Annotated in this window: 17 protein-coding genes; 15 read left to right on the forward strand and 2 right to left on the reverse strand. The window is 37.8% G+C overall.

The window, feature by feature from the left end; genetic code table 11:
* Positions 1-62 precede the first annotated feature (62 nt).
* The 10 genes from AB1H92_RS05945 to AB1H92_RS05990 all read left to right on the forward strand — a co-directional run bounded on the left by AB1H92_RS05945 (position 63) and on the right by AB1H92_RS05990 (position 8,269).
* On the forward strand, positions 63-599 hold the full coding sequence (locus tag AB1H92_RS05945; protein ID WP_115361537.1) for a TetR/AcrR family transcriptional regulator: 537 nt from the start codon (positions 63-65) through the stop codon (positions 597-599).
* Positions 600-776: 177 nt separating this feature from the next.
* Positions 777-1,673, forward strand: a complete 897-nt coding sequence (locus AB1H92_RS05950; RefSeq protein WP_115361535.1) for a 3-keto-5-aminohexanoate cleavage protein — start codon at positions 777-779, stop codon at positions 1,671-1,673.
* Positions 1,670-2,635: an L-carnitine dehydrogenase gene (locus AB1H92_RS05955; RefSeq protein WP_115361533.1), complete on the forward strand. Its 966-nt coding sequence runs from the start codon at positions 1,670-1,672 to the stop codon at positions 2,633-2,635. Before AB1H92_RS05950 ends, AB1H92_RS05955 begins: the two co-directional genes overlap by 4 nt.
* Positions 2,636-2,662: 27 nt before the next feature.
* The gene (locus tag AB1H92_RS05960) at positions 2,663-3,133 is read left to right on the forward strand and encodes a thioesterase family protein (RefSeq protein ID WP_115361531.1); all 471 of its coding nucleotides are present in this window, start codon (positions 2,663-2,665) and stop codon (positions 3,131-3,133) included.
* A 35-nt stretch (positions 3,134-3,168) separates the two neighbouring features.
* Positions 3,169-4,392: a glycine betaine/L-proline ABC transporter ATP-binding protein gene (locus AB1H92_RS05965; RefSeq protein WP_115361529.1), complete on the forward strand. Its 1,224-nt coding sequence runs from the start codon at positions 3,169-3,171 to the stop codon at positions 4,390-4,392.
* A complete protein-coding gene (locus AB1H92_RS05970) occupies positions 4,389-5,237 on the forward strand; it encodes a proline/glycine betaine ABC transporter permease (protein WP_115361527.1) in 849 nt (282 codons plus the stop codon). Before AB1H92_RS05965 ends, AB1H92_RS05970 begins: the two co-directional genes overlap by 4 nt.
* Before the next feature lie 2 nt (positions 5,238-5,239).
* Positions 5,240-6,103: a glycine betaine ABC transporter substrate-binding protein gene (locus AB1H92_RS05975; RefSeq protein WP_243835732.1), complete on the forward strand. Its 864-nt coding sequence runs from the start codon at positions 5,240-5,242 to the stop codon at positions 6,101-6,103.
* Positions 6,104-6,428: 325 nt separating this feature from the next.
* Positions 6,429-6,818 (forward strand): prepilin-type N-terminal cleavage/methylation domain-containing protein, encoded by a 390-nt coding sequence (locus AB1H92_RS05980; protein WP_115361525.1) that lies wholly within the window; start codon positions 6,429-6,431, stop codon positions 6,816-6,818.
* Positions 6,815-7,225, forward strand: coding sequence for a type II secretion system protein (locus tag AB1H92_RS05985; RefSeq protein ID WP_115361523.1), 411 nt, complete (start codon positions 6,815-6,817; stop codon positions 7,223-7,225). The genes AB1H92_RS05980 and AB1H92_RS05985 overlap by 4 nt, the downstream gene beginning before the upstream one ends.
* Positions 7,226-7,240: 15 nt before the next feature.
* The gene (locus tag AB1H92_RS05990; protein ID WP_115361522.1) at positions 7,241-8,269 is read left to right on the forward strand and encodes a type II secretion system protein; all 1,029 of its coding nucleotides are present in this window, start codon (positions 7,241-7,243) and stop codon (positions 8,267-8,269) included.
* A 73-nt stretch (positions 8,270-8,342) separates the two neighbouring features.
* On the opposite strand, the gene AB1H92_RS05995 is transcribed toward AB1H92_RS05990, so the two are convergent.
* Complete coding sequence (locus AB1H92_RS05995; protein WP_115361520.1) at positions 8,343-9,137, reverse strand: RimK family alpha-L-glutamate ligase; 795 nt, start codon at positions 9,135-9,137, stop codon at positions 8,343-8,345.
* Complete coding sequence (locus AB1H92_RS06000) at positions 9,134-10,000, reverse strand: RimK family alpha-L-glutamate ligase (RefSeq protein WP_115364096.1); 867 nt, start codon at positions 9,998-10,000, stop codon at positions 9,134-9,136. The genes AB1H92_RS05995 and AB1H92_RS06000 overlap by 4 nt, the downstream gene beginning before the upstream one ends.
* Positions 10,001-10,060: 60 nt before the next feature.
* Between AB1H92_RS06000 and AB1H92_RS06005 the strand changes: the two genes are divergently transcribed.
* From AB1H92_RS06005 to AB1H92_RS06025, 5 genes are all read left to right on the forward strand, one after another.
* Positions 10,061-11,281 (forward strand): folylpolyglutamate synthase/dihydrofolate synthase family protein, encoded by a 1,221-nt coding sequence (locus AB1H92_RS06005; protein WP_166739484.1) that lies wholly within the window; start codon positions 10,061-10,063, stop codon positions 11,279-11,281.
* 114 nt (positions 11,282-11,395) lie between these two features.
* A complete protein-coding gene (locus tag AB1H92_RS06010; protein ID WP_134268487.1) occupies positions 11,396-13,099 on the forward strand; it encodes a sensor domain-containing diguanylate cyclase in 1,704 nt (567 codons plus the stop codon).
* 16 nt (positions 13,100-13,115) lie between these two features.
* The gene (locus AB1H92_RS06015; protein ID WP_166739485.1) at positions 13,116-14,867 is read left to right on the forward strand and encodes a sensor domain-containing diguanylate cyclase; all 1,752 of its coding nucleotides are present in this window, start codon (positions 13,116-13,118) and stop codon (positions 14,865-14,867) included.
* 221 nt (positions 14,868-15,088) lie between these two features.
* A complete protein-coding gene (locus AB1H92_RS06020; protein WP_134268488.1) occupies positions 15,089-16,429 on the forward strand; it encodes a VanW family protein in 1,341 nt (446 codons plus the stop codon).
* 17 nt (positions 16,430-16,446) lie between these two features.
* Positions 16,447-18,111, forward strand: coding sequence for a GspE/PulE family protein (locus tag AB1H92_RS06025; RefSeq protein ID WP_115361511.1), 1,665 nt, complete (start codon positions 16,447-16,449; stop codon positions 18,109-18,111).
* Positions 18,112-18,115 lie beyond the last annotated feature (4 nt).

Raw genomic sequence — 18,115 nt, forward strand, 5'->3', positions numbered from 1 at the left:
ATTGAGATAGGATCGTCTGGATAGTATAGTCAAAGAAAATAGGCGAAATTGAGGTGACTGCAATGAATAGAAACTCTAGAAGGATTGAAATTCTTGATGCTGCATCGAAAATCGTGGCAGAAAAAGGAATTTTTGATTTAACGATAGATGCAGTAGCAGAAGAAGCCGGTATCAGTAAAGGCGGATTACTGTATCATTATCGATCAAAAGAAGTATTAGTTGAAAAAATGGTAGAGCATTTGGCGACAAATTACAGAAGTAAAATTGCTAAAAGTGCAGCTGAAGACAATGAAGACAAAGGAAAGTGGACACGTGCTTATTTAGATGTCACTTTTAAACAAGCATATAAGAATAAAGATATGCACTCTGGTTTACTTGCAGCAAAGGCAGTGAATCCAGCATTACTCAATCCAATTCATGAAGCTTATTCGGAATGGCAGCAGGAAATTGAAGACGATGGCCTTGATCCAATTATGGCAACGATTGTTCGTTTAGCGACGGATGGAATATGGCTAGCAGATCTTTTTGGGATTAATCCGATTGAAAATGAGCAAAAAGAATTAATTTACGAAACCTTGAGGAAATGGACGAACGAATAGAGCTTGGCATAACAGTATTTTGACGATGAATTTGTAATTCAAAAGTCATGCTGGTATGCCTTTTTTCTTTTTTTAGGGGTTGAAATCAAGACGACTCACATAGTATAGTGTTATTTAATGTTTCAAAACCGTCCAGACGGTATAGTAAATGCATTAGGACATTTTGGAGGAGATAAAATGAAGAACAAAGTATTATTAACAGCTGCTGTAACAGGCGCAGGGGATACAACAAAAATAAATGAACATGTACCTGTTACGCCGAAAGAAATTGCGGAATCAGCAATTGCGTCTGCAAAAGCGGGTGCTACAGTTGCGCATGTGCATGCACGTGATCCGGAAACAGGTGGAATTAGCCACAATATCGAACATTACCGTGAAATTGTTGATCGGATAAGAGATTCTGAAACCGATGTTGTCATCAATATTACAGCAGGAGGCGGTGGAGACTTTATCCCTAGTCTGGATACACCAGCAGCCGGTGGAGATGGAACGTGGATTCAAACGCCTGAAGAACGCCATGCTCCGGTTGGCCAATTACTACCAGAAATCTGTACGCTTGACTGCGGAAGTGTCAACTTTGGCGACATGATTTATATGAGTCCAACAGATTGGCTTAGACAACATGCGAAGCTAATTCAAGAAAGTGGTGTGAAGCCTGAACTTGAATGTTTTGACACTGGACATTTACGTTTCGCGAAGCAATTAATAAATGAAGGACTGATCGATGGAGATCCGATGTTTCAGTTCTGTCTTGGTATCCCTTGGGGAGCAGAAGCAGATGTAGAAACAATTATGTACTTAAAAAATCGCCTACCCGAAAATGCACATTGGTCTGCGTTTGGAATTGGACGTATGCAATTACCAATTGCGATGCAAACAGCCATGTTAGGTGGGAACATCCGCGTAGGTTTAGAAGATAATTTATATCTCACGAGAGGGGTACCTGCAACGAATGAACAACTCGTAGATAAGGCAGTTGAAATGTTACACGCGAATGGAATTGAAGTGATGACACCTGAAGAGGCACGTGTTCATTTTGAATTAAGAAACCCACACGGAGGAAATCAACTATGAATTCCAAGATGAACAAGATTGAGCAGTTGGCTGTCATTGGAACTGGTGTCATTGGGAATGGTTGGATTGCTCGCTTTCTAGCGATGGGATACGACGTGGTTGCCTTTGATCCTGCAGAAGGTGCAGCAGAGCGAACTCGTTTAGCTATAGAGCGTGCATGGCCTTCCTTAGAGCAAATGGGGCTTGCGGAAGGTGCATCAACTGCGCGGGTTACTTTTGTACCGACAATTGAAGAAGCAGTTAAAAATGCAGATTTAATTCAAGAGAACGTGCCAGAAAGAGAAGAATTAAAGAAAAATGTATTAAAAAGCATTGATCAATACGCAAAACCGGAAGCAATTATAGCATCTAGTACGTCGGGAATTAAGCCGAGTACATTACAAGAAGGATTACAACATCCAGCACGATTAATCGTGGCCCATCCATTTAATCCGGTTTATATCTTACCACTCGTTGAACTAGTAGGCGGTGAAGCGACCACATCATCAATCATGGAGCGAGCAAACCAGTTTTACCAATCCATCGAGATGAAACCACTAATTATTCAAAAAGAAATTGAAGGTCATGTCGCAGATCGGTTAATGGAAGCGCTTTGGCGTGAGTCTTTACATTTAGTTAACGATGGGATTGCAACGACTGAAGAAATCGACGCGGCGATTATATACGGCGCCGGGTTACGCTGGGCACAAATGGGACCATTTTTAACATTCCATTTAGCCGGCGGCGATAAAGGAATGCGTCATATGCTAGAGCAATTTGGCCCTGCACTTAAGCTACCATGGACAAAATTAGAAGCACCTGAATTGACAAATGACTTAAAAGAAAAAGTAATTTCAGGATGTGAAGTTCATGCAGGAGACGTACCCATTGCTGAATTGGAAGTAAAGCGTAACGAGTTTTTAGTGAAGTTACTAGATTTAGTTGAAGAATATTGGCATGAGCCAAATAAAGTTTCTAGTTAGATAGAAACATAAAAAGGGAGCATTAAAATGGAACACGTATCATTTAACTATGAAGATCATGTACGTTCTGAGTGGGTAGATTATAACGGGCATATGAACGATGCGGCTTATGCCCGTGTTTTTAGCTTAGCAGTAGATGCCTTCATGGCGCATATTGGACTAGATGAAAAGGGCATAAACAAGCATGAATATACAATCTTTACATTAGAAACGCATTTATGTTACTTACGCGAAGCAAATGAAGGGGAAATGCTTGCCGTAACAGCACAACTATTAGATGTAGATGACAAACGTTTGCACATATTTTTCGTTATGAAAAATGGTAACGGCGAAATCGTTTCAACAAGTGAGCAAATGCTTATGGGTATTGATACGGCGCAAGGAAAAGCAGCAGCGTTTCCGAAAGCGATTGCATCAATCGTCGAAACACTATGGAAGGCGCATAAACAGTTAGAAACTCCAAAGCAAGTAGGTAGGAAAATCGGTATTAGGCGATAAGCGCCATAGTTGATGAATACCAAAGGAGAGTTTACATGTATAAGATTGAAGTCAATAACCTGACAAAAGTATTTGGATCCCACCCACAACAAGGTTTAGATCGCCTCAAAAGAGGGGAACAAAAGGATGAAATACTTCAAAAGACTGGCATGACGGTTGGCGTAAATCAAGCCACCTTCTCGGTTGAAACAGGAGAGGTTTTCGTCATCATGGGCTTGTCAGGAAGCGGAAAGTCTACATTAATAAGATTGGTCAACCGATTAATCGAGCCTACAGGCGGAGAAGTTCTGATTGACGGAGAAGACTTTACAAAGATGGATCAAAAAGCACTCATTGAAACGAGACGAAAAAAGCTTGGTATGGTGTTTCAAAATTTTGGCTTACTACCACACCGTACTGTTTTGAGTAATGTTGCGTACGGTCTTGAAATTCAAGGTGTACAAAAAGAAAAACGAGAAGCGAAAGCACTCCAAACGATAAAAGATGTAGGCTTAAAAGGGTACGAGGATAGTTATCCTCACGAGCTCAGTGGGGGCATGCAGCAACGAGTTGGAATCGCAAGAGCCCTTGCCAATGATACAGATATATTAATCATGGACGAAGCGTTTAGTGCATTAGACCCAATTATTCGTAAAGAAATGCAAGATGAACTGATGTATTTACAGAGGAAGTTAGGGAAAACAATATTATTTATCACCCATGACTTAGACGAAGCTTTAAAGTTAGGCGATCGCATTGCGATTATGAAGGACGGCCAAATTGTTCAAATCGGAACATCGGAGGCAATTTTGGAAAATCCGGCAAACGATTATGTGTCTAATTTTGTAAAAGATGTAGATCGTTCCAAAGTTTTAGAAGCCTCCCATGTCATGAAACGTCCTGAAGTATTGATGACGCATCGTGATGGTCCGCGAATGGCTATTCGTAAAATGAATGAAGTAGGCGCATCAAGTATTTTTGTGGTAGACCGAGAGAATAATTTTAAAGGGTTACTCACAATTGACGAAGCGATTAAAGCATACAAAGAAGATATTCCGTTGCAAGAACTTTTAATTAAGGAAATACATACCGCAGCTCCGAATACTCCGTTAAGCGAACTGATTGAAATTGCAGTTGAAGCAAGATATCCAATTACTGTAATTGAAGGTGGAAAACTGCTTGGAATCGTCTCGCGTGCCTCGATTCTTTCGGGACTTGTACTTGGTAAAGAAAAAGACAAGGAAAACGAAGTTGAAGAGGACGAGGTGGTATTGGTATGAATTATTTTAAATTTCCATTGGAGGATTGGACCAACCGTTTTGTTGATGGTTGGTTAATTCCAAACATGGGTGGTTTCTTTGATGGAATTAGTGAAGTGTTGCGGTGGTTTATAGATGTTGTTACGAACGGACTAAGTGCAGTTCCTGCAGAAATCTTGGCACTTCTCCTAATTATTTTAGCATGGAAGGTTGGCGGGAAAGGATTAGCCCTCTTCACTTTTATCGGGTGTGTTTATCTAGGTGCAGTCGATATTTGGGAGGCAGCTATGCAAACAGTTGCCATTGTAATTGTTTCAACTGTTATTTCGATTATGTTTGGCATTCCTGTCGGTATTTTGAGTGCATTAAACAAAACAGTAGATAAAATGGTACGTCCAATCTTAGACTTCATGCAAACGTTGCCTAGTTTTGTATATTTAATCCCTGCGATTCTATTATTTGGACTTGGCGGTGTACCGGCTGTGATTGCTACTTTTGTATTTGCAACCCCACCAGCCGTTCGTATGACAAACCTAGGAATTAAACAAGTTCCAAGCGATGTCATTGAAGCGTCTAGAGCTTTCGGTTCTACTCCGTGGCAATTGCTCTTTAAAGTACAGTTTCCACTCGCAATGCCAACTGTGATGGCTGGCATAAACCAAACAATGATGTTAGCATTATCTATGGCGGTAATTGCTTCAATGATTGGTGCACCCGGACTTGGTTCTACTGTATTATCAGGAATTTCAACCGTTAACGTTGGACTCGGATTAACAGGCGGATTGGGAATTGTTGTGTTAGCCATTATGTTGGATCGAATTACGCAAAATTTAGGGGATAAAAATATTAAAACAAAAGGAAGATAATCTTGAAGAAATTTTCATTGGGTTTGATGATTGTTCTACTATTAGCATTTGTCGCTGGTTGCGCTTCAGACGGAGGAGAAAAAGAGACAACAGCAAATCAAAAGATTACTTTTGGCGTTACGCCATGGACAAGTACTGTTCCACCGACAAAAATCGCAAGTCTAATTATCCAAGATATGGGATACGATGTAGAGGAAATTAGTGCGGATGCAACAAACGTATATATTGGCCTTTCGCGTGGTGACATTGACGTGTTTATGGATTCGTGGTTGCCTGCTCACGAAAATCTTTTAGAAAAATATGCAGATCAAGTAGAAGATACTGCAATTAGCTATGATGACGTTGAGACAGGATTAGTAGTACCTACATATATGGAAGACATTAATTCAGTCAATGACTTAAAAGGAAAAGAAGACTTATTCAGTAATGAAGTATATGGAATAGAAAGCGGAGCGAATGTAACTGGTATTATTAATGAACTACTAGAGAGTTATGAATTGGATTTAAAACAAGTGAATTCATCCGAAGGCGGCATGCTCGCCCAGGCAAGGCGTTTAATGGAAAATGAGGACCCTGTGAGCTTTTTCGGATGGCGTCCACATACAATGTTTAATCAATATGACCTTAAAGTATTAGCTGATGAACAAAACTTCTTTGAAACAGCAGCTGTTCATGTGATCACGAATAATGAACTGAAAGAAAACGCGCCTGACGTTCATCAGTTTTTAAGTAATTGGCACATATCGCTCGATGAGGTCGAAGAGATGATTGTAAAAATTGAGGACGAGAATGCCGACCCAGAAGCTGTTGCACGTGAGTGGATTGACAATAATCAGGATAAAGTGAATGAAATGATCGGTAAGTAAAAATCGATAAAAGTCTTGTGTTGGCTGACATAATTTGTCGGTAGCACAAGACTTTTTTATTGAAATTGTTTAATAGATGATAGGTAAAATGATTATGCCACCAAGTCCGCGGTCTGATAGTGAACAAGTATACTTTATATTTGATGGAATCTGAAAAACATTTTGATAAGATTATCAGTGTTATTAGGTAATATAGCTCTTCTTGTAAAGATTTTATGACAGTTAAATTATTAGTGTGGTAAAATAGGCATATACATATTAGACTATTTATTTCAGTAGGATAAAGAGTAACAGGTATACATACGACACGAATAGGGTGACAGTGATGCAGAGAATAAACGTCAATCGAAAAGAAAGTGGTTTGACACTTATAGAGGTTTTGGCATCCATTGTAATATTGTCTATTGTACTTATTAGTTTTTCAAGTTTATTATTACAATCTACCAAACATACAAAATATAATAAAGAGAAATTGACAGCTGTTCAAGTGGCCGAGGATATAGTAGCCAAGATTAGAAATGGTGATTATTCAATGGATGGGGAAACGAAAGCGTATATTTCCTTGGGCGACGAAAAGTTTGAAGTTAGCATACACATATCTGATGGCCCTTCCAATTTAAAGTTAGCTAAGATTACAGTGAATTCATTAGCAAAAACCAAAAAGTCATCTTTTGAAACAGAAATGTATTTTGAAGTGGATAAGGTTTCGCCATGAAAAATGAAAAAGGTCTAACCTTGATTGAACTGCTCGCGGTGCTTGCAATTATTGGCTTGATTACAACCCTAATTGGTTCAGTTCTAATTAATGGATTGAAAGCATCTGATCGGAGTTCGACAAATCAAAGACTGCAACAAGAAGCAAATTATATTACTGAAATGATTCGCAATGAATATTTGAAGCTAGAAGACGACTCGATTGAATTCATCATTGATAACGAAAATCAATATTTAAAAATGGATGGAGATATTATTTCGAAAGGTTTTACGTATTGTTATAATAATCATTGCAGCAATGAACATGTGTTTATGATTAACAGAAATGAAAATCAACAATTTAAATTAGAACTGAAAATAGAAAACTTATCCTATAATATTGAAACGACGTTTAGTAAGCTGCGCTAAGGAGGGGGGATGTTGATGAAAGTTAGAAATAATGAGCAGGGAAGCACGTTATTGATCGTATTGATGCTTATCGTCGTATTTTCCATTCTAGGGGTTGGATTACTTTCAATGAACATCTCTGCGTCAAAGCAGTTTAATAAAAAAGAAGAACAAGTACAGGCAAGGCATCTGGCCGAGATGGGATTACTACATTATAAGTCAGAAATTAAAGATCAATTAACAGCATATACATTTCAAAAAGATGATCACGAAACCACAGAAGATGCATTAAAGAGAAGTCAATTAGAACTTTGTGAGATGTTGGATTTAGAAATAGAATATCCATTACATAATAGTAAGGAATATATAGCCCAAGCTATACCGGATGGCAATTGTGAAAAAAACTCTGAAGGGAAAATGAAATTAAAACTTTCTAGCCAAGGAAAATCCAATGAAACATTAAAAAGAATAACGGCAACAGCTACTTTTATACCTCCCACTGTTATAGAGATTGACGACATTCCAGCAAAGCCTAATATACCAGGAGAACCGTTGCCTGATTTACCAGACTATTCAGAGGGCGATGTAGAAGTAACCGGACCTATTTTTACTAAGAAAGAAACACAGCATTTTAAAGGCTCTTTAGTTATTAATCATGCTGCGAAAGATCCAACCTTTAGAGTAGATGGGGGAAATGGCTATAATCTAACAGTCGATAAAGATTTTTATATTGGAGGAGATTTGGATTCGCAAAACCATGCCTGTATTTTAGTTAGGGGGAATTTAACAATACAAGGGGAAAGTTATTTAGGTAATAAAACAGTGGTAATTGTCTACGGAAACGCCTATTTTAAAATTAAACCAGAACTTCAAAACGAAAATGCGCAAATTTATGTAGCGGGGAATACATTTTTGGGGTCCCCTGCTGAAAAAACGACTGAATACAAATCTATCCCAATTTTTAAGGAATGTAAAGAGCCCGACGATTTTAAAGAACCATACGAACCAGAAAGAGCTTTATATCAATGGAAGTTGGAAGACGAATTAAATCCTATTTATGAATAAGCAGTAGTAAAAATAACAGTCAATTTATAGGGGAAAGTCACCCCATAAATTGACTTTTTCTCTTGTAATAACCTTATTTTGTTAAACTATCTGCGATATACGCCATCAATTTCTCTGCAACCGAAAAATCATGCGTTCCATACAAACTTCTTGCGCCAACTGGATCTTCAATTTCATTTAAAACTAACTGTCCATTTGGCAGAACAAGAAAGTCTATGCCGATATAATCGCTATGCAGTGCACTTGTAATTTTTTCTACCATTAACTGATCTCTTTTAGAAGGTTTATACTTTTCAACCTTTCCACCTAACGTATAATTCGATTTAAACGAGTCTACTCCTGATCGCTTGACAGCACCGAGGATTTCTTCGCCCAATACAAAAATACGTACGTCAGTTGCATTGGTTTCAATATAAGGTTGTACAACAAGTAGTCGATCGGCGTATTTTTCTTGGACTTTTACAACATCTATTTCTTCTTTACATAAATGCACTTCTTGTCCGCCATAACCATCTGCTGTTTTGACAACAACTGGATATTTTTCAATTTGCTTTGGTGTGTAAAGCTTATGTGTTTCAATTGTAGGTATCCCAAGCATAATAGCGAGTTCAAATGTGCCCAGCTTATTATTTGCAATGCGACTAACTTCACTGCGGTTAAACACACGAAGCCCGTCAGCTTCAAACTTTTGTGCAAGTCTGTAGTCACGTCCTCGGAAAATGACAAATCGTGCATCCTCATCTGGTCTTTCATCGTCTACAATTAATTGCAAATCAATACGACATTTCTTTGCTTCAACCAGTAATTCATCAATAAATTTTTCATTTCTTTGTGCATCTTCTCTTTCGTAATACAAATAGCCTTTCATTGAATTTCCTCCAATATGTACTTAATCATTGCATCTGCAACATTAATGCCAGTCACGTTTAGTATATTACGGATATGCGCCGCAGCATTCACTTCACAGACGAGCGGTTCTTCATTTTCTCCAAAAAGTAAATCTACCCCAGCAAATTCAGCACCAACAGCTTTTGCTGCTTTTATAGCCAACGATTTTTGGGCGCTAGTTAATTCCACAACTTCTGCTGTTCCACCATTTGTAATATTTGCACGGAAATCCGTTTCAGAGTGGCGGTACATGGCCGCGACTACTGCACCGCCCACAATATTCACTCGAAGATCGCGACCACGGCTAGATGCTATAAACTGCTGAAATAAATAATCGACTCCGCGTAATTCTTCTACTTTTTCATAGAAAGCCTCTTCTGTTTCAATTAAGTACACTTTCATGCCAAATGAACCGCGTCCTTCTTTAATAATCATTGGCAACCCTAATCGTTCTAACACCATTTCATAATAACTAGATGTTCGAATTGTAAAAGAAGGGTATACTTTCGGCGCGATAATGGTTTTCGGCATTGGAACACCATGTTTCGCCAATTGAATGTATTGATTTGCTTTATTATCACATGTTTCAATTACCTCGGGATCATTGAAAACAGGTATGCCTTGATTTTTTAAAAAACGTGCCAACAAAATATCTTTATCTAGAAAGACGACGAAGTTTGGTTTTTTAGATAAGCCCTTTGTTAAATCCATCATCACTTCATAATTTTTCTTAATAACTGCATGGACACCAGTACGTTCTGCCGCTTCTTTTATAAGAAATGCTTGATCATAAAATTTATCGCTTGTCAAACTGCCATTATAAATTACCCAACAACTGTACAAAGAAATTCCCCCGGTCATGTTATACTTTCTATGTGTAGTTTACCATATGGAGGGACAGAAATGATTCCAAAATTAGAGGAATATAAAGAACGTTGGCAAATCGAAAGCGATCAATCGATCAAACCCGGGTTGACGGCAATTGAGGAAGCATTGACTTTAATTGGAAATCCTGAAAAATCATTAAAAGTTATTCATGTCACAGGAACGAACGGGAAAGGCTCTACGATTCGATTTATGGAAGCTATCTTAGAAGAGCATGGATATTCTACAGGCGTTTTTTCCTCACCTGCGCTCATTGATATTCATGATCAAATTCGACTTAATGGGAGTCCGATATCGCCTGAGGTATTAGAAACATCTTTTCAAACAATGAAAGAAGCAGGGCTGAGCGGTAAATTAACAGATTTTGAGTTGCTAACCGTGGCAGCGTTTGTGACATTCCAAAAAAAAGCACCAGATTATGTATTAGTTGAAACAGGAATGGGCGGGTTATTAGATAGCACAAATATCGTGCAACCAACTGTATCCGTTATTACATCAGTTGCACTCGATCATGGGTCATTTCTTGGGGAATCGATTCAAGAAGTGGCGAAACATAAAGCTGGAATCATTAAAAAGGACGTACCAGTCGTCGTAGGTACATTGCCGGAGGAAGCACTGAAAATTGTTTGTAAAACAGCGGAACAAAAGAATGCACAGTTAAAAATTTATGGGGAACATTTTTCTGTAGTGGAAAAGCGAGTTGAAATCTTTGAAGGAGCGAAATCTTTTTCGATACCTAAGCGTAAAATGAAAGGGGCACACCAAAAACTAAATATGGCGGTTGCGATTGAAACATTATCCATAGCTGGCGTAAAGCTTCACGAACAAAAATTGCAGGTGGCAGTTGCTACAGCACAACTGCATTATCGCTTTCAAGAAGTCTTCCCAGGGGTCATTTTCGATGGTGCCCATAATCCAGCTGCTGCTGCGGCTTTGGCGCAAACAATTCAAAGTGAGTTTCCTGGTGAAAAGGTTGATTTTTTTATCGGCATGCTACAAGGAAAAGATATCGAAGGTACATTGAATGAACTTATCCCAGTTGCAGAATCATTTACTTTCTTAACTTTTGATCATTCTGATGCTGCGACAGGACAAAGACTTCTAGCGAAATGTCATCATCCAAGGAAAAGCGTGACAACCATTAATGTTGGGTCTATAATGCTAGGTGGTGCATCTGAAAATAAGAAAATAGTCACTGGTTCGCTTTACTTGCTTTCAGGATTAAAGTATATGGTATAATTATCCTTTTAGTAGCTTTTTATATAATTATATGACAAAATCGTTTGTATTCATTAGGATCTCGATGTTGGTAGAAATAGAGAAAATAGGTCGAGGGGGTGGAGCATAAGGTTGATGTTACTCAATAAATATACTGTGATTTTGTTTGTTTCTTGGTTGCTTATTGTTCCAACTAGCTTGACCTATATGTTGTTAACGCATGATTCTCAAGTGATTGAATGGCCATATCTGTTATTATTTGCAGTTTTTGGGGTTCTTACTTTAGTGTATCCAATTAAAATAAACGGAAAGTCTCTTAATCTAGTCTCATGGGTCACAATCCCAGCGTTTTTAATATACGGCTTATTATTTGAACTCTTACTGATGCAAATTTCTATTCTCGGAACCGCATTCTTTAAAAAAGAACAATCCGAAACAGCGGATCGATTTTTTTTGAATTCGCTTTTATTTTTTGTGTTATCAATCCTCTCAGCACAAGCCTTTTATTTTGTAAGTGGTGAAATCGGTTCTGTTGATTTTTGGCCAATCGTTCTTTCGGTTGCCGTTTACCAACTTGTGCATAGAGGTTTATACATTGTAGTTAAAATAGCTTATACTTACTTTAAAAAAGGTAAACTAAATGAATTCACAAAAGACGTATTACTAGAGAATGCATTAGTCATTTGTATCATTCCATTTGCACTTACAATTTATTTTTTAATCAAGATTATTGGAATTGGCGCGTTTGTTTTATTAGGGATTCCTTTTTTCTTTATGATTTCTATTCATAGGCTGTATAACAATACAGAAAGAATAAATCATGATTTACAGTTAGCAGTTGACATCGGCCAAGGGCTCTCCAATCATCTGAATGAAGAAAAAGTAATCAATCAGTTTGTTGAAAAAGTAGCGAAAATGTTTAATGCAGAATTCACCTACTTATTCGACCATCATGATGGATGGTTAGAACTTATTCGCTCTTATGAGCATGGGGCGTTCATGGATATTCAAATGAATCAGCTTTCCGTTGGTGAAGGAATAGCAGGGATGGTGCTGAAAGATAATCGACCTGCCATTTTTGCGAAAAGAAAAGATTGGATAACATCATCAAGTGATTACGCACCAGATGAGATGCAAAGTGTCATTACGATTCCGATTTCTCGGAATCAAGAAATTGTCGGGGTATTATTTATTGCATCGATAAAACGAGATGCTTTCAATGAATATCAATTAAAAATATTAGATATATTATGTTCCTATTTTACTGTTTCAATTGAGAAGGTAAGAAACATAGAGGAAACTGTGCGGAAAAGCGAGCGTTGTGGCCTGACGAAGCTATATAATTATGCTTATTTAAAGGAGCGGCTCGATTTTGAAGGGATGAGAACGCAACAAGGCAATTTACATGAACTCGCGGTCGTTATTTTAGATATCGATCATTTCAAAAAAGTGAATGACTCTTATGGACATCAAAGTGGAAATGATATTTTAAGTGAATTGGCAATACTGCTTGAAAATCATGTACCGAAAAATGGAATTGTTGGCCGATATGGTGGAGAAGAATTCATCTATGTATTACCGGATATGCGTAAAAAAGAGGCCAATCGCTTTGCTGAGAATTTGCGTGAAGTGATCGCATCTCATCGATTTCAAATCGCTTCTAACTTGAATGATTCAGCAAAATCAATTGAGGTAAACATTACTGTTAGTATTGGTGTTGCAGCACTTCCGAATGATACGGATGATGTTAAAAACTTAGTGCGTTATGCTGACCGGGCGCTTTACCTTGGTGCAAAACGGGCGGGGCGTAACCGGGTTGCTGTGTATGGAAAATCGTAGGAAGGAGAGAAGGGAAATGGCTGTTTCAAAAAAGCAACAAGTACTCATGGGCTTACTTTGGGTTGTCATTTTTCCCCTCGTATCCTATATTTCCTATAGCTCATTTCTAATCAATAAGATTAACTGGACTAACCTTATATTGTTATTTGCATTGCTGCTTATCATGATGTTATTACCGATAAAGTTTCGAAATGTAAGCGTCTCCTTTGAAAGATGGATTACGTTTACAATCTTTTTTCAATACGGACTGTTTGTTGAATTTGTATTTATTCAAGCTGCAATGTTTTTTCTATTATTTGCTGAAAAGAGTTCGTTGCCGATAAATCATAAATTTTTTGTGAACTCCATCATTTTTTCAATTACTTCGTTCGTAAGTGCGTATATTTTTTATGCATCTGGTGGAACTATTGATGCCTTGAAATTTAAAGAAACGATTATGTATGCGCTTTTATACGCGGTGATTTACACCATTGTGAATAATCTTTTACTGAAAATTTACTTTGCTTTAAACAAACGAACCTATTCACTCTATTCTAAAGAAGCTACTTGGGATTATATGTTAACGCTCATCATGATTCCGTTTAGTATTTCGCATTATTTTTTAGATAACCATTTTGGTAACCAATCATTGTTACTGATTGGTATTCCTATACTAATCGTGCTCTTAACGATTCGAATGTACACGAATTCAAACTCATTGTACGATCAACTATCATCTGCGGCGGAAATCGGCCATGAACTTGCCGATCAATTATTATTCGACGAAGTGATTCAAACTTTTCTAGAAAAACTAAAAGACGTGGTTCCATACCATCAAGCATATATTGTCGATTTTAGAAGCGAACGCTCACTATTTCCGTTAATGGGTTATGAGCATGGGAAAATTACGAAGCATGTAAAAGAAATCGTTTTTTTAGAAGAAAAGACGGAAGATGATGGTTTGAATATGGAGCATATACGCATTTATACTAATAAAAAAGAGATGCAAGGCTTACAGACGATTCAATTTTCGGATGAAGTCGAGACAGTCCTGACTGCGCCTATAATTCGAAACAAGATAACTGAAGGCTTTTTAATCATTACATCGAAGAACAGAAATGCTTGTAGTACATCATTTATAGACATGATTGAAATATTAACTGGCTATTTTGCAGTTTCATTAGAGAAGGCGAGATATTTTGAAAATAAACTTCGAAAATCTGAACGATGCGGATTAACAAAGCTTCATAATTATCGTTATTTAGACCGTAAATTGGATGAAAATGTCGTCTCTTTTCATTTGCAAAAAATGGAAGAATTATCATTGATCATTTTAGATATTGATTACTTTAAAAAGATTAATGATCAGTATGGACATGAAAGTGGTAATCAGATTTTACTAAAATTGGCTAATCTATTAAGAACCTATCAATCAGAACAAGATATTATTGCGAGGTATGGCGGGGAGGAATTTGTATTCATTCTCCCGAATTGTTCAAAACGTGAGGCACTAAAAATCGCAGAAAAGATGCGAAAGGAAGTTGCACAAACTGCATTTGAAATACGGCCAGATTTATCCTCAAATACAGAAGTAATTAAAATTAATATTACGATCAGTCTCGGCGTTGCATCGATTCCAAATGATGCACTTTCTGCAAGAGAAATTATGAGGAAAGCAGATCGTGCCTTATATATTTACGCTAAACAAGCAGGACGTAATAAAGTTGGCGTACTTGAAAATCAGAGAAATTATGAACGCACAAAAACACAAACATTACCAATCGTGTAATGTTTGTGTTTTTTGCGTACTGAAAAACGTAAAGTGTCGAAAGTATGAAGTGCGAGCGGTTGAATTGCGAATTCAATCAAAAATATGTTGATTGTCCTATTTTGCTCATGTAAAATTAAGATAATAGTATGATGATATTTTTTATTGGTAATGTAAATGTGAAAAGATGTTTAAATGTGGTCATAAATACCTATATTGCGTGGGTGTAAAGGGTGAGGAAAGTGCGGTTGAAATTTATTTTATCTGGAATAATTGGTTTTGTACTGATTTTATTTTTATTCCCACTATTGATTAATACGAAAGCTTCAGCAGAAAATAAAAACACTTCGACAACAATCGCTGGAATTCCCATTTCTGCAGACAAAGCGTCATCAATTCAAGGGGAAGTTGCAGCAGCAATAAACGAATGGAAAATGCAACCGCTAATTGTTAAAGGGGAAACAGCAATCATTGAGATTGATCCCAAACACATTGAATTTGCTATAACAAATGCTGTTGACGCATATATTCAAGCCGTGAAGACGCCGTGGTATAAACCATGGTCCAAAGAAATCGCAACGGACATTCCGCTTGATGTGACATTGTCAGACGAAGTCGAGGAAATTTTGAAAAGTGCTCCGTTATTTATAGTGGATGAAACGATGCAAGCGATTGTCGTACATTCGAGTTTCCTAAAGAAGACGGAAGTGCACGCTAAGGAAATCTCAATCTCCAAAGACTCGCTACCAAGAACTTCTTTTGAGATTCAGGAGATTCGTCGTGATCATGGACCAATACTTTCTCCTTTAGCAGAAGCATTAGACGCTTCACTAGTCAAACCAGGTGAAACATTTTCGTTTTTACAATTCTTTGACGGACATTCGTTAACGGACCAGGAAGCGGTTAATTTCTTTGCATCCGTTTTATACAGTGTTGTATTGCAAGCAGAAGTTTCAATTTTAGAACGGCATTCCCAACATACATTGCCCAATTTTTTAGAACCTGGCATCGAAGTAGATGTAAGTGAACGATTACATAGAGATTTTGTCTTTAGAAATGACAGTCAAACACCGATGATTTTTGCGTCGAAGATTGATAATGAAAAACTGTTGATTGAACTATACACATTGGAAAGTGATAGGACGATTACATACGTAGTTCATAAAAAAGAAGTAAAACCGCGAACGATTTATCGATTGTCCTCATCGGTACGCCGTGGCACAGAGAAGCTGCTGCAAGAAGGAGAGAGCGGTTACCAAGTGACGGTTACTAAAAAAATCGTTGATCAAACTGGAACTGAATTAGAAGAACACATAAGCCGCGACTTTTATCCGCCGAAACATAAAATTGTTATAGTTTCGTCTGATGAACCAGTTCAAATAGAAACGAATGAAGTTAGTGAGCAAGAAGCAACGAATACAGAAGAGAAGAAGGAATCAAATAGCGAAACGAATCATGAACAAACATCTGAAGAAAATCGTTCGACAGAAAGAGATAGCGAACAAAATGAGATAGAAGAAAGCCCTCCGAAAGAAGTGATGTACGACAAAGGGGGCAATGTCATCACAGATCAGGATGATTAACAAAGGTGGGGATAAGAATGGTCATTCAAAATCGAAAACGGCTCGGTGATTTACTCATTGAATCCAATGTTATTCAACCCGAACAATTAGAAAAAGCATTGAAAAATAAAAGTCGTGATGAAAAATTAGGTGACTATTTAATTGAACAACAGCTGATTACTGAACAACAATTAATTGAAGTATTGGAATTTCAGCTTGGCATTCCACATGTCAATTTGAATCAATACTCTATAGAACCTGAGCTGATTCAGTTAGTACCAAAAGAATTGGCAAAGCGTGCGAATTTAATGCCGATTCGACGAGACCGAAACAAGTTGTTAATCGCAATGGCGGACCCGATGGATTATTTTGCGATTGAAGAGTTACGGATGGCAACGGGCTGCCAAATTGAAACAAGTATTGCCGCAAAAGATGATATATTCCGGACGATTACGAAGTATTATGATTTACAAGAATCAATGGAAGAAGCACTTGAAGACTTACTGCCTACGAATTTAGATGATGAAAATCAAATTACAGATGAAGATTCACCAATCGTACGGTTAGTGAACCAAATTATTGCGAATGCAGTGGCGGAACGGGCAAGTGATATTCACTTTGATCCGCAAGAAACGGAGTTAAAAGTCCGTTATCGTATCGACGGTGTCATGAGAGATGAACGTTCATTGCCGAAAAACATGCAAGATATTATTACGGCGCGCGTAAAAATTATGGGGAATTTAAATATAACGGAAAATCGAATTCCGCAAGACGGCCGCATTAGTTCGGTTGTTAATTTTAAGCCGATTGACATACGATTATCGACTTTACCAACTATTTTCGGTGAGAAAATTGTTATGCGTGTGCTCGATTTAAGTACCGTATTAAATGATATTGATATGCTTGGATTTACAAACGATAACCTGGGAAAGTTCCGAAATATGTTACAAAAACCGAATGGTATTGTGTTAATTACAGGGCCGACTGGGTCGGGTAAATCTTCTACATTATACGCAGCGCTCAATCATTTAAACGAAGAGGCAATCAATATTATTACAGTAGAAGATCCAGTAGAGTATCAACTTGCTGGGGTGAACCAAATTCAAGTGAGAGAAGAAATTGGGATGACTTTTGCAACGGGACTTCGGTCAATTTTACGACAAGATCCGGATGTGATTATGATCGGGGAAATTCGTGATTCTGAAACGGCTGAAATTGCGATTCGTTCCTCGTTAACAGGACACCTCGTATTAAGTACATTACATACAAACAGTGCGATTGAATCCATATCAAGATTGACGGATATGGGGGCTGAGCCGTTCTTGCTCTCGCCATCACTTGTTGGCGCGATTGCACAGCGTCTCGTACGCCGAGTATGCAGAGATTGTAGTGAGAAGCGCGTGCCGACTGACTATGAAAAACAAGTTTTCGCGCAGTATAATGAGTCGATTTCTGAAATTGCACGTGGAAGAGGCTGTCCCGCATGTAATCATACAGGATATCGCGGTCGAATCGCGATTCATGAAGTGCTCGTCATTAACGATACGATTAAAGCACATATTTTGAAGAAAAGTGGAACGATTGAAATTCGAGAAGAAGCACGAAAACAAGGGTTCCAAACTTTAGTGGAAGATGGTTTGTTAAAAGTAGTGGAAGGACTGACGACAATTGAAGAAGTACTTCGTGTCGCATCTTCTGAATAGGGTG

It is taken from the genome of Sporosarcina pasteurii, from assembly GCF_041295575.1.
GTDB lineage: Bacteria > Bacillota > Bacilli > Bacillales_A > Planococcaceae > Sporosarcina > Sporosarcina pasteurii.

Bases quoted from the DNA above. Each gene is read 5' to 3' on its own strand.
- AB1H92_RS05945 (WP_115361537.1), top strand. From the start codon at position 63: ATGAATAGAAACTCTAGAAGGATTGAAATTCTTGATGCTGCATCGAAA.
- AB1H92_RS05950 (WP_115361535.1), top strand. From the start codon at position 777: ATGAAGAACAAAGTATTATTAACAGCTGCTGTAACAGGCGCAGGGGAT.
- AB1H92_RS05955 (WP_115361533.1), top strand. From the start codon at position 1,670: ATGAATTCCAAGATGAACAAGATTGAGCAGTTGGCTGTCATTGGAACT.
- AB1H92_RS05960 (WP_115361531.1), top strand. From the start codon at position 2,663: ATGGAACACGTATCATTTAACTATGAAGATCATGTACGTTCTGAGTGG.
- AB1H92_RS05965 (WP_115361529.1), top strand. From the start codon at position 3,169: ATGTATAAGATTGAAGTCAATAACCTGACAAAAGTATTTGGATCCCAC.
- AB1H92_RS05970 (WP_115361527.1), top strand. From the start codon at position 4,389: ATGAATTATTTTAAATTTCCATTGGAGGATTGGACCAACCGTTTTGTT.
- AB1H92_RS05980 (WP_115361525.1), top strand. From the start codon at position 6,429: ATGCAGAGAATAAACGTCAATCGAAAAGAAAGTGGTTTGACACTTATA.
- AB1H92_RS05985 (WP_115361523.1), top strand. From the start codon at position 6,815: ATGAAAAATGAAAAAGGTCTAACCTTGATTGAACTGCTCGCGGTGCTT.
- AB1H92_RS05990 (WP_115361522.1), top strand. From the start codon at position 7,241: ATGAAAGTTAGAAATAATGAGCAGGGAAGCACGTTATTGATCGTATTG.
- AB1H92_RS05995 (WP_115361520.1), bottom strand. From the start codon at position 9,137: ATGAAAGGCTATTTGTATTACGAAAGAGAAGATGCACAAAGAAATGAA.
- AB1H92_RS06005 (WP_166739484.1), top strand. From the start codon at position 10,061: ATGATTCCAAAATTAGAGGAATATAAAGAACGTTGGCAAATCGAAAGC.
- AB1H92_RS06010 (WP_134268487.1), top strand. From the start codon at position 11,396: ATGTTACTCAATAAATATACTGTGATTTTGTTTGTTTCTTGGTTGCTT.
- AB1H92_RS06015 (WP_166739485.1), top strand. From the start codon at position 13,116: ATGGCTGTTTCAAAAAAGCAACAAGTACTCATGGGCTTACTTTGGGTT.
- AB1H92_RS06025 (WP_115361511.1), top strand. From the start codon at position 16,447: ATGGTCATTCAAAATCGAAAACGGCTCGGTGATTTACTCATTGAATCC.